The 12,315-nt window shown below is 43.5% G+C and carries 10 protein-coding genes; 4 read left to right on the top strand and 6 right to left on the bottom strand.

Going from position 1 to position 12,315, the window contains the following annotated elements:
* Nucleotides 1–68 precede the first annotated feature (68 nt).
* Nucleotides 69–332: a 30S ribosomal protein S20 gene (rpsT, locus tag ACX5J7_RS11590; RefSeq protein ID WP_012518968.1), complete on the top strand. Its 264-nt coding sequence runs from the start codon at nt 69–71 to the stop codon at nt 330–332.
* A gap of 144 nt (nt 333–476) precedes the next feature.
* Here rpsT and ACX5J7_RS11585 read toward each other — a convergent pair whose 3' ends face one another.
* The 4 genes from ACX5J7_RS11585 to ACX5J7_RS11570 form a co-directional block, all read right to left on the bottom strand.
* Nucleotides 477–1,229, bottom strand: a complete 753-nt coding sequence (locus ACX5J7_RS11585) for an SDR family oxidoreductase (protein ID WP_071959581.1) — start codon at nt 1,227–1,229, stop codon at nt 477–479.
* A complete protein-coding gene (locus ACX5J7_RS11580; protein WP_498707263.1) occupies nt 1,229–2,371 on the bottom strand; it encodes a phosphotransferase family protein in 1,143 nt (380 codons plus the stop codon). The genes ACX5J7_RS11585 and ACX5J7_RS11580 overlap by 1 nt, the downstream gene beginning before the upstream one ends.
* 182 nt (nt 2,372–2,553) lie before the next feature.
* Nucleotides 2,554–3,384, bottom strand: a complete 831-nt coding sequence (locus tag ACX5J7_RS11575; protein ID WP_278383045.1) for an SDR family oxidoreductase — start codon at nt 3,382–3,384, stop codon at nt 2,554–2,556.
* Between the two features lie 97 nt (nt 3,385–3,481).
* Nucleotides 3,482–4,381 carry a bile acid:sodium symporter family protein gene (locus ACX5J7_RS11570; RefSeq protein WP_498707262.1) on the bottom strand — a complete coding sequence of 300 codons (900 nt, stop codon included), beginning with the start codon at nt 4,379–4,381 and terminating at the stop codon, nt 3,482–3,484.
* Nucleotides 4,382–4,485: 104 nt separating this feature from the next.
* Between ACX5J7_RS11570 and ACX5J7_RS11565 the strand changes: the two genes are divergently transcribed.
* A complete protein-coding gene (locus ACX5J7_RS11565; RefSeq protein ID WP_498707261.1) occupies nt 4,486–5,391 on the top strand; it encodes a LysR family transcriptional regulator in 906 nt (301 codons plus the stop codon).
* Between the two features lie 51 nt (nt 5,392–5,442).
* Here the strand turns inward: ACX5J7_RS11565 and ACX5J7_RS11560 are convergent, their stop codons facing one another.
* A complete protein-coding gene (locus tag ACX5J7_RS11560) occupies nt 5,443–7,461 on the bottom strand; it encodes a carboxypeptidase-like regulatory domain-containing protein (protein ID WP_498707260.1) in 2,019 nt (672 codons plus the stop codon).
* A 300-nt stretch (nt 7,462–7,761) separates the two neighbouring features.
* Between ACX5J7_RS11560 and ACX5J7_RS11555 the strand changes: the two genes are divergently transcribed.
* Nucleotides 7,762–8,559: a UDP-2,3-diacylglucosamine diphosphatase gene (locus tag ACX5J7_RS11555; RefSeq protein WP_498707259.1), complete on the top strand. Its 798-nt coding sequence runs from the start codon at nt 7,762–7,764 to the stop codon at nt 8,557–8,559.
* 169 nt (nt 8,560–8,728) lie between these two features.
* A complete protein-coding gene (gene olsF, locus ACX5J7_RS11550) occupies nt 8,729–10,447 on the top strand; it encodes a bifunctional ornithine lipid synthase OlsF (protein ID WP_498707258.1) in 1,719 nt (572 codons plus the stop codon).
* A 129-nt stretch (nt 10,448–10,576) separates the two neighbouring features.
* Here olsF and dapE read toward each other — a convergent pair whose 3' ends face one another.
* Nucleotides 10,577–11,749, bottom strand: a complete 1,173-nt coding sequence (gene dapE / locus ACX5J7_RS11545) for a succinyl-diaminopimelate desuccinylase (protein WP_498707257.1) — start codon at nt 11,747–11,749, stop codon at nt 10,577–10,579.
* Between the last annotated feature and the right edge of the window lie 566 nt (nt 11,750–12,315).

The raw sequence follows: 12,315 nt of genomic DNA, 5'->3' as shown, positions 1-12,315 counted from the left end.
ATTTGGGCGTTTGATAGGCACAATCCGCACCCTCGTTTTTGACATGAATTTATTTTGGGAGTTACACCTTGGCTAACATTAAGTCTGCTAAGAAGCGTGCAATCCAAGCCGAAAAGCGTCGCCAGCATAACGCTAGCCGTCGTTCGATGACTCGTACAAGCATCAAGAAAGTAATCGCTGCAATTGCTAGCGGTGACAAAGAAGCTGCACAAGCTGCACTTTCTGCTGCTACTCCAGTACTTGACAGAATGGCTACTAAAGGCTTGATTCACAAGAACAAAGCTGCTCGTCATAAGAGCCGTCTAGCTGCACAAATCAAAGCACTAGGCTAATCTTAAAGATTAGTAGTTAAAAAAGCGCCCTACGGCGCTTTTTTTGTATCTACTGCTTTTATACTACCTGGCTTGTGCATTATTGAATTTCTTACACTCGCCGTGGGCGCCCTTATTTTTCTAAGTATGCCCTTGTATACACGGTTAACTCATTTTTCTTATGCTGCTTGCCGGCGCAACTCGCATTACCCAATGTAATACCGACCAGGGCCAGCTTGGTACATAAGCGTTCGCCTTTTCTTTATTAATTGCCTTAACCATCGCGCGACATCCCACATCGGTATCCACAATAAAAGGGACTTTCTCAACTTTTTCGTTTATTTCACTACGAATGAACCCTGGATGAATGCAGGTCACTTTAATGGGGGTGTTCATCACATCCATTCTAATTCCCTCAGTCAATGACGTAAGCCCAGCCTTCGTGGCAGCATAGACCGTCATAGCACGCCTGAAACCACGCACCGCACTGATAGATGAAATCGTTACAAGATGACCACTGTTTTGCGCTCTAAAGATAGACATAGCCGCTTCACACTGGGCTAATGCCGAAACAAAGTTAGTCACTGCCGTTTGCTTATTAGCGTGAAAAAAACCCGTGCCCACCGACGCGCCTTTGCCCATGCCTGCATTAACGATTACTCTATCAAGGGACCCCATATCGGCTTTGAACCCGTCAAATATCTCAAAAACTGCATCGTGATCGTTAACATCTAAAGAGCGAATATAAACGTCTATATTTGGGTTTATAATAAGTAGCTCTTCTTTGAGTTTTTCTAAATTTTCAAAGCGTCTAGCACATAGCGCCAAGTTACAGCCTTGTTTGGCAAACTCTATAGCCATGCCTTTTCCCAAGCCAGAGCTTGCGCCTGTGATCAGAATATTTTGTCTTGTTGTCATTATGGTTTTCCTGATGCTTTAATGGCCTTATTACAACGCCACATTAAGTAATGAATGAAGATCCAAAAATTTTTAAAGGCTGGATTATTTGTTTGCTTGTGGTGATAGCGATAGTAAATTTGCTGGGCAATGCCGGCTAGGCGGAAAAGCCCGTAAACCTCATAAAAGGTAAAATCATCTACATCTATCTCCATTTCTTTACAATAATACGCCACCACTTGCTTACGACTTAGCATGCCGGGTAAATGCGTGGGCTGCCTACGAGTAGACTGGGCTAAAAAGTCGTCGTCGGCTTGTACCCAATAGGCCAAGGTGTTACCCAAGTCCATAAGTGGGTCGCCCAAGGTTGCTAGCTCCCAATCCAACACGCCCATAATTTGTGTGTAGTCTTCTGGCTTTAACACCACATTATCGAACCGGAAATCGTTGTGAGTAATACAAATACGCTCATTAGCGGGCATGTTATTTTCTAACCAGCGCATAACTTTTTTACCCGACGGTACGTTCCACGTTTTCGCTTTGCTATAGCGTGCGCTCCAGCCGCTGATTTGACGCTCTATGTACCCAGCGCCTTTTCCTAAGTGTTCAAGCCCCGCTTTTTGGTAATCGACTTTATGCAGCTCAATTAAACTATCAAGTACATTAGTGCAAAGCTGCTTTGTTTGCAGCTCTGTTGCCTTTAAACCTCGGGGTAAATTCTTGCGCGGAATAACACCGGTAAACTTTTCCATCACGTAAAATTCAGTACCAATTACACGCTCGTCTTCACATAACCCAAGCATCTCTGGCACATAGCGGTAGACGGGTTTTAGCGCATGCTGCAACCGGTATTCCCGGCCCATATCGTGAGCCCCTTTCGCCTTTGTACCCGCCGGAGCCCTGCGCAAGATTAGCGAGAATTGTTGGTAATTGTCTTGGCTACTCTCTTGGTTGTCACCTTGGTAGTCTAAGCAGTATGTCCAATTGGAAGCGCCACCGGAATACTGGGTTATTTTAGGCAGAGTATTGCTACTTCGAATAGCGACAGACAACGATGGATCGGTTGCGCTAATATTTTCTTTAAGCCAGCTGTGTACGGCACTGACGTCTAGTTCTTCGCCCTCGCGCACGCTGTCTGCTTTATCTACGACGTGTTGATGCATATGTCATTCTTCTTTTAATTATATTTTAAAACACTTATTCCCAACGAAGCTATTTAAGCGCCTATTTAAAAGCCTTTATAAGAACCGGCTTCTGCTTTTACCCTGTTTTTGCGCAAGTTCAAATGAGCATGCACAAAGAGTTCGGCGATAGTGTGTAGGGCAAAAAGATGTTAATTTATAAATTAGTTCTGCTTTTCCATTGCCCGTTTCATCGTCTTGGTTTGATTGAGCATATTGCTTATATAACGCTGAGTTGGTAGCAGCTTTTTCAGCAGGAAAGCGCGTTTACCTAATTTATGAGTAAGAATTAGGAACTGCTTTTTACTAACTTGTTGGTAAATGGACTCGGCTACGTCTTCCTTCGTCATATCAGCCTTGGCAAAAAACTTATTGATCATCTTGTGCGAGGCCGGATTATTGCTTCGCATCGACTCATCGAGATTCGTTTTAAAGAAGCTGGGACAAACCACACTAACATTAATATTGTCGGGGGCTAACTCCAACTTCATAGTTTCTGAAAACGATACCACAGCGGCTTTCACCGCGTTGTAACTTCCCATGTAAGGAATAGGCGTTAACCCCGCTTGCGATGCGATATTAATAAAGTAGCCACCGCCTTGTTTGCGCATTATCGGTAAGAGTGCACGACTTACTCTTACCATACCGAGTACGTTAATATCGAAAACCCATTGCCACTGGTCTATGGTTTCATCTAAGAGGCTACCGCCAGTAGCAACGCCGGCGTTATTAAACACAGTGTCAATGCCGCCCCAGCGCGCTTCAATAGTTTGAGCTAGCGTCTCAACATCACTATCAGAGGTGATATCACAATGCACATAGAAGGCTTTGGCACCTTGTGTAGTAAGCGTATTTACTGTTTCATCGCCCCTTTCTTGATTGATGTCAGCAATGCAAATTTCTATACCCCCTTCTTTGCCTTTCCACTTTTCCGCCCACTTAAAGGCAATGGCCTGGCCTAAGCCGGTGGCGCCACCGGTAATCAATACGCGCATGGTATGTTTCCTACTTGTTCTGGTTTCATTATTCTTATTCAGTTGTTCTTTTTGCACTGTACTTGGCGCATGTAAACAGAGCGCCTTATCAGTCCAGTCATACCGACTCTGTCTTGTGTAAAGATCCTAATTCTTGACCGTTTCGCATTGTTCGCTTTGCCCACACGGCTAATAAGGCGGGGCCAATATACATAGCGATACCATAAACGCCTGGCGCAATTGCATAGTCAGGCGCATCTAAAAAGGTTATGCATATCAGCATAGCAAGGGCAGCATTTTGAACTCCTATCTCAATTGCCAGGGTAAGTGAGTCTTTGAACACCAGTTTTGATGACTTGGCTAATAAAAGCCCTAGCAGCACCGAAGAAAGATTAAGCGTTACGCAAACCAAAAACGCGCTTTCAAGCGACGACGCTAAGCTATGTCTTTCAGAAACCAATACGCCAACGATCATGAGCAACATAAAGTACATGGAAAACTGTCGAAAGAAGTTCTCAGTCTTCATTGCAAACGGCGTATTAAAGCGACGAATTGTCATTCCAATGATAACCGGTAAGATTGAAACGCCAACCAGGCCAGTCACGGTTTGAAATATAGAAAACTCGGGGGCATTTTCTTTTACAAAGTAATCGATAGTAAATTGAATAATAAATGGCGTGGTGAACACGCAAGCAATGGTTGAAATTGCGGTTAGGCTAACTGAAAGGGCTAGGTTGGCTTTTGCAATATGGCTGATTAAATTACTGGTGGTACCGCCAGGACACGCAGCTAAAACCATTACGCCAACAGCAATATAGTCGGGCACTCCAAACGCAATACATAAACCTAAAGCTAGCAAAGGCAACAAGATAATTTGACCTATAAAGCCGGTTACGACCGCCTTAGGCGCTTTAATCAATCGGGCAAAGTCAGCAAGGGTTAGGGTTAGCCCCATGCCAAACATCACAAATGCCAACGCTAGAGGTAACAACACCTCGGTAAGTACAGATGCCTGCATGCACACGCCCCTTACAAAAGAAACCTTTTATTAACATTTAACACAGTGTACTCTGTTCAACAATAAATAGAAATGATGCCTTATTATGGAAACCCATAAATAATATGCATGGAAAATTAGATTTTAATTTGTTTGTGGTGCTACGTGCAGTCTATGAGCACGGCAGTATTACGAAAGCCGCTAATGCACTACATATTACTCAGCCTGCAGTAAGTCACGCATTAGGGCGGTTACGAGATAAATTTGATGATCCTCTGTTTATTCGTCACGGGCGACAAGTAATCCCTACCCCGTTCTGCCAAGGCATCATTACATCGGTCGTGACATCAATTGAAACCCTTGAAAATACCTTAAAAGGCAAGGTGGAGTTCGATATAGGTGATAAACCACGCACGGTTAATCTTGGACTGCGCGATATTCTAGAATCTATATTTTTTCCGACGATAATTCCTGAACTTGTTCAAAACACGCCTAATATCACGGTAAATAGCAGGCAGGTAACCTGGCCCGAACTTGCCCCGGCACTTACTAACAAAGAGATTGATATCGTCATTGATGCCCTCGTTCCTACCAGCAGTGAGATACGTTCTCAGTTTATCTGCGAGGAAACCTTTGTTGTGGTGTGTGCACCAACTAATAGCTACCTAGACAACCCCAGTATTGAGCACTACTCAGCAGCACAGCATGCGCTTGTGTCTTTAAAAGATTCCAAGCTGGACACTGTTGATCTCGCCCTTGCCCAACACAATTTGCATCGAAAAATATCCCTTCAATGTGAGCACTACTTTGCCGCTGTTAATGTAGTGAGTCAGTGCGGCCTTTTGCTGACAATGCCAGCACGATTTGCTCAACAATTCAGTAATAAATTCGATATTGAAATCTTGCCCCTTCCGTTTGAGGTACCGCCACTCCCCGTACACATGTACTGGCATAAAAATGCCGATGAGGATTTAGTAAATATATGGATGCGGGAGAAGCTTTTAGAAGTGGCGAATAAGTTGGGGCTATAAAAAAGCCGATACACTAAGGTATCGGCTTATATTCACATCACTTTTCTAGAGCTAAAGAATTGGAAGTGTTAACTTACCCGATGCATTTTCCCCAGCTTTTGTTTGATATTCATAACTAAAGGTCGCACTAACTGGATTTTCAGCAGTATTATCCTCTAGATATAGGCCGATACTATCTCTGTAGATGTACTCACCGTCGGCTACTGTAGTACCTCTTAGATAAGACATACCAGACTGGTTAGAAATACTCTCATTTTGGGCCACGTTTATTGCAAACTGACGCTGCATAAAAATGTTTTCGTCTCGAACTAGCTCATAGCTGTTAACAAACGCGTATTGATTTCCATATTCAGTGTAACTTTCGAAATTAATAATAAGGTAATTAAGCGACTCGACTGATGTTGGCAGCAAGATACTCACTGAATTTCCATAATTATTTGCCGAGTTTGAGACTCCAGCTGTATTTTCACTCACGATAACTGAACCATTAGAGTAAAAATTGCTGTTATCTAATTTTAGCGCGTTTATATCGAACTCTGCGGTTTCATCTGTGGGAGTGGTGAACGAATAATCGTCACCATAAACATTTGCTGAAACGCCACCAGAGGCTGGAGAAACCTCTCCTATTGCAAAACGGTAGTTAGTATTAGCTTGTAATTCGGTTGCGGGAGTAAATGTGTGCTTAACGCCGCTTAAGGCCACATTCTGACTTAGCTCTACGCTTGCCTCTTCACTTAAAATATAAGTGTAACCATTAGGAACGCTATCATCAGCAGACTCGTTACCACGAACAATTGAAACTTGGTCATAGGTCAGGCTGACCTCGTCAAGATCTATGTCGACTGCTTCGCTGTAATACACTGAATAAGCAAAACTAGACGGGTTAACATTCGTAGTAATAACTTCAACGGTTGCTTGAGGCTCAACTTCAGTAGGGACTAGTACTAAGTTAATAATTTCAGAATCGGCGACTGAGTAATAGCTATTTGATTCAAACCCACTCGTATTAACGTTAATTGAAGTTTCTCCCGTCGCATAACGTGTTGAACGACTGAGATTAATACTGCCCGTCGAATAGGTGATATCACCTACTTGGAAAGAGGACATTTCGAACGAAATACCACCATCAAATGGAACGACCAACTCGTAAGAACCACTTTCTTCATCATATTCAGATGTGTACGTCTCATCTGTCGAATCCATCATGAACTCAGCGCCTGCGATAGGCTCGCCCATACTGTCAATCAGACTTATTACAACAGTTTTCTCTTCTGCTGCCGCTTCATCGTATTGACTAAGGCTGATTTCCTCTTCTGAAAACTCACTTGCATCGTAAATAAACAGTGTATCACCAGAAATATTCACGTTGCCGGTGTTAGTGAAATCGAAGTCTGCTTCTCCGTCGTTATCTATGTCGATATTCGCGCGTAGTGTAACGTTCAAGTCACGCGGTAAAGTGATTTGATAAGTTTGTGTTTCGTCATTGAATTCGCTCTCATGGGCAAAGTCAAACACATTGCTGGTAGACGAACCTGAAAAAGAGAAACCGATAAAGCTAAGCCCGCTTATTGCTTCCCCACTTTCTGCGTCTGTAACGCTAAACTCTACTTCGACTGGTGCTGAAACCCCAACGATACCGATGTCATCGTAGCCTTCTCCTGAATCCACAGGCCCAGTAGTTATGAAGAATGCGCGCTCTAAATAGCTTTCATCAGTGGATGAAACAACAACGGTCAAGTCTGCACTTGCTGGTAAGCCTTCTAAGTTAAAACCGCCGTTCTCTGAGGTTACACCTTCAGCAACCAGTTTATTTCCTTGATAAACAGTAACATTTAATCCCACTAAAGGAGTATCAGTTCGTGTATCAACTACAGCGCCTGCCAGCGTAACCGATGTTTGATTATTTTCGATTTGCTCTGCAAGCAGGTTATTTTGTTCAGTAAGTACAGCATTTTGTTGATTAAGCGCATCAACAACTCCGTCGTTACTATCGTCATCAACTTCAATACATCCTGTAAGAGCGAGAGATACAAAAAGTGGGATCGGGGCGAGCTTTTTATTTATTTTCATGAGTGGCCTCTTAGTTTTTACGTTACATCGCAATAGAAACTAAGGACGAAGAGAGAACGAGAGGATATTAATAACGGTCTGAATACTGAGATTGAACTACCTTGTACGTTACGAAACTTCATCCTTGAAACACCAGAGTATCCGATACGAATTTAATTTGCATGTAATTTATAACGATAATTGCCGCCATCTTCTTATACTTTAGATTAAGTTTGTAACACAATAGTCAAGCAAGCGTCACGGTAGTGTCAATTTGCAGACCTATAGTGATGGTCCGAGGCATCGCTTTGGGAAACCGCTATGAAAAAGACACACTATCGTACGCTTTGGCTTTCAGATATCCATTTGGGAAATCGCGACTGCAAAGCTGAATACTTACTTTCCTTTCTGGACAGCATCACAGTAGACACCTTGTATTTGGTGGGTGACATTATTGATATGTGGCAAATGACGAAGCAATTTCGCTGGCCAAAAGCACACAATCAAGTCATGCATAAATTCATGCAAATGAGCCAGGAAGGTACACGTGTAGTGTATTTACCCGGCAATCATGATGAGCCAATTCAATCTTACTCTGGTATGGCCTTTGGTGATATTGAAATAGAACGAGAGCTGGTGCACACCACAGCGCAAGGAAAACGCTACTTGGTTTTACACGGCGATCAGTTCGATGGCGACGTTACCATGGGTAGATTTCACGCGTGGATTGGCGATAAAGGCTACGACCTTCTGCTGTTTTTAAATCGTGAATTTAACCGTTTTAGAGCTTGGCGAAAACGAGAGTATTGGTCTTTGGCTGGCTATATTAAAAAACACATTAAAGGCGCAAATGAAGCGATTGCTCGATATCGTGAAGCCTGCTGTAAACGCGCCGATGAAATGGGGCTTGATGGCGTTGTGTGCGGCCATATCCATCACCCTGAAAGCACAATGGAAAATGGTATTCATTACATCAATGATGGCGACTGGGTTGAGAACTGCAGTGCATTAGCGGAAGACGAAAACGGCGAGCTTTCACTAATTCATTACCTTGAGGTTGTCGAGTCAGCCAGCGTCACGTCGATCACAGTAAAAGACTCTTCGTCTAAAGCGGCATAGCAGAGCAGTGTTTACCGCATTGTTAGCTTGAATACTGGCGCAAAAGAAAATAGGGGCTGGTGACGCAATTACAATTTATTAACACTGTCAAATAACTGCCATTAAACTGTGTAAAAAGCGTCACATTGTATTGCTATTGTTCGCCAAAACCGAAAGAGAAAAAGGTTCTATGTTTACTGTAAATGAAGTACTGAACAAGCATTACCCTCAGGTAGCGAACAACCCCATTCTTTTTAAATCGCTATCTTTCGTATTGAGACACTTGCTCCATGAGCGTGAAATTACGGAGTTCGGTGAGACCTACCCTCATTATGAAGATATTGATTTTGTGGAGCAGGTTCTCGAGTACTTTAATATCAGCTATTCGACTCGCGACGTGGAAAAAGAACGGATTCCGAGTGAAGGGCGCGTGGTTATTATTGCTAACCACCCGATAGGCTCTCTCGATGCGTTGGCGTTGATAAAGCTTGTAAGTGAAGTACGTCACGATTTAAAAGTTGTGGCAAATGAAATGCTGATGGCCATTGAACCGCTGCACGACATGCTATTGCCAGTGAACAATATGCAAGGGGGCACACCCAAACAGCACTTATCGGCTATTCAGGCTCATTTAAACGGCGATGGTGCCATACTTATTTTTCCAGCTGGTGAAGTCTCGCGGCTGCGACCCCAGGGCGTGCGCGATACACGCTGGCACACAGGTTTTTTACGTATAGCAAGGCAAGCCAAAGCGCCGGTTTTACCGGTTTATATTGATGCCAAAAACAGCCCCCTTTTTTATGGGGTGTCTATGGTATATAAACCCCTTGCTACCGCACTCTTGGTCAAAGAAATGTTTAAGCAACGCAAAAAGCACCTGCCTATGCGTATTGGAGAACTCATTCCTTTCGAGTCTTATCAACAAACAAACATCCCGCTAAAAGAGCAAGTGAAGCTTTTTAAACGTCACTTGTACCGTATTGGCAGTAACAAAAAAGGCGTTTTCGAAACACAAGCATCAATCGCTATGCCTGAAGATAGAAAAGAACTTTCACGTGCAATACGTGAATGTGAGCATCTAGGTACCACGGGAGACGGTAAATCTATTTACTTGTATCAACATAAAAGCTGCTCACCAATTATGCGAGAAATTGGTCGCTTGCGAGAAGTCGCGTTCAGAGCCGTCGGCGAAGGTACAAATAAGCGCAGAGACATCGATCATTATGACTCTCACTACTATCATTTAGTACTTTGGGATGAGAGTGATTTAGAAATTGTTGGTGCCTATCGCTTCGGGGATGCAGAACTACTGACCGCCCCAGACCACCCTACCGGCTTGTACTCGGCCACCCTATTTAATTACAGCAAAAATAACGATAAACTTTTTAAAGAAGGGTTAGAGCTAGGACGGAGTTTCGTTCAGCCTCAATACTGGGGCAAACGCAGTTTAGATTACTTGTGGTTTGGTATTGGCGCATTTTTAAGTCGTTATCCCAAATATCGTTATCTATTTGGTGCAGTGTCACTTAGTAATGCCTATCCAGAACCAGCTAAAGACCTATTGGTACAATTTTACTCCACGTATTTTCCTGCAAAGTTTGGTGAAGCGACCTGTAAACGCCCTTATCAAATGGCTAACGATGCGCTGCACCAATTTACCGGCCATGACTATAAAGCTGAGTTTACACAGTTAAAACACCTATTGGCGAATATGGGTGTTAATGTTCCTACCCTTTATAAACAGTACTCAGAAGTAGCTAAGGACGGCGGCGTTGCGTTTTTAGGCTTTAACGTTGACCCGGATTTCAACGATTGCATTGATGGCCTAGTAGTAGTTGATATGCAGACCTTAACTGATAAAAAGCGCAAGCGCTATTTGAATGATATCCAATTAAAAGCGTCAGCCTAATGCAATAGACATGCGCGTGACAGTAAAGTGAATAAAAAGATAGGAGCGGTTAATTCCGCTCCTTTTTACGCTTTATTGATGCCGCAGTTCAAAACTAATACGCCAAGCCGCGCTTAGTTTTATTAGCTTTTATTTGCTTAAGTTAAGCAGGATATCAGTGTAGATATCTTCAAGAGTGAGTAAGTCTGACAGGTGAATATGTTCGTTTACCTGGTGAATTGTGGCATTCGGCACCCCCACCTCTACAACTTGCGTTTTTTCGCTGGCGTAGAATCGCCCGTCAGAAGTGCCACCCGAAGTACTGATTACGGGATAACGCCCTGTTGCCGCTTTAATGGCTTTTTCTACGCTAGTAATAAGACAACGTTTGGCGTTGTTATGTGGCTTACTTAAATAGGCTTCGCAAGGCCTCGAAAAACTAACTAATGCAGACATATCTACCGAACTGATGATTTGGCGAAGTAATTCAGCCAAACTACCTTGGTTGTATTGCCACGAGTAGCGTACGTTAAACTCTATTCTTACCGCACTAGGCACGATATTATCGGTAAAGCTTCCCGTGTCCATATGCGTTATTTGAAGCGTGGTACCTGGAAAGTCATCACTTCCCTCTTCGAAGGGATAGTGGGTGAGCGCATTAACGATATTGCTGGCTTTGTGGATAGCATTAACAGCCGTTTTGGGGTATGCAACGTGACCTTGTTTACCTGCAACAGTAATGGTGCCTGAGAGCGACCCTCTGCGCCCTACTTTAATAGTATCGCCCGTTTGAGTAGTGGCCGAAGGCTCACCGACCAAGCACATATCAAGTTGAACATTACGTTTGGTCAAATACTCGTTTATCCATTTAGAGCCCCATTCAGCCTCTCCCTCTTCGTCACTGGTGATAAGCCACCAGTACGTCACCTCACGTTCATCTAGCGAAGCAATTGCCCGTTCGGTTGCTGCTAGCATGGCTGAAATTCCAGTCTTCATATCCGCAGCCCCTCGGCCATATAATTTATTTTGGCTTACAACAGGGCTGAAGGGAGGCGACTTCCATTTCTCAATAGGGCCTGGCGGTACCACATCAGTATGACCACTAAACGCGAAATGTAACGGGCCATCCCCCCATTTGGCAATAAGGTTTTTAACACCATTAATCGTGTGACGCTCACAGACAAACCCGAGCTTTTCAAGCTTATACATGAGGTAACTTTGACAGCCTGCATCAACGGGCGTTATGGACTCTCTCGCCATCAAAACTTCGGCAAAATGAAGGCTACGGGCCGGTGCAGCGGTTATTGAAGGCTGAATAGACATTCGTAAATCACCTAAATGAAACGTGGGTTTATTAGACGAATTTAAGGTGACACGTTTATAACAGTTTTGAGAAGATGCAATGACAGGTACGATTGAATTTCTATACAACCACAATCACTTAGGCGTAACTCGCGCTGAGCGTTGAGGTATAAAGCCCTACAAGCTTTAGTATTTGTTTAACGTGCAACAGCTTGTTATAAATAGAAGCGTTGAAATAGACCTTCACTGTAAAAAAAAGGCGCGGCCGTGTTAAAAATAATTGTCTTAATACCTCTAATTCTGTCTCTACTTTGGTTTGGCTACCTGCAAACCAAAAACTATACCCTTGAACAGGGCAAGCAAGGGTTTCTCTATATCTTTGTACTATCGGGGGTTATTGCAGCGTTTTATACCCTGATGCTATTTTTAACCCATTAGCAACAAGCCATAACGTAATCGAAAAAGCGAAACCTCCTCCTTTATCAAGATGACCGCGCTGGGCCTTGAAAGCATCAACCACGTAGGCGCTTCACCAAGCCCATATCGAGTAGGGTGAGGCGTCACCGCCTCATCCCTCTCACAGAACC

It is taken from the genome of Alteromonas infernus (genome assembly GCF_902705815.1).
The sequence above is the reverse complement of the archived record's forward strand: the minus strand, read 5'-3'. Positions and strand labels throughout refer to the sequence as shown.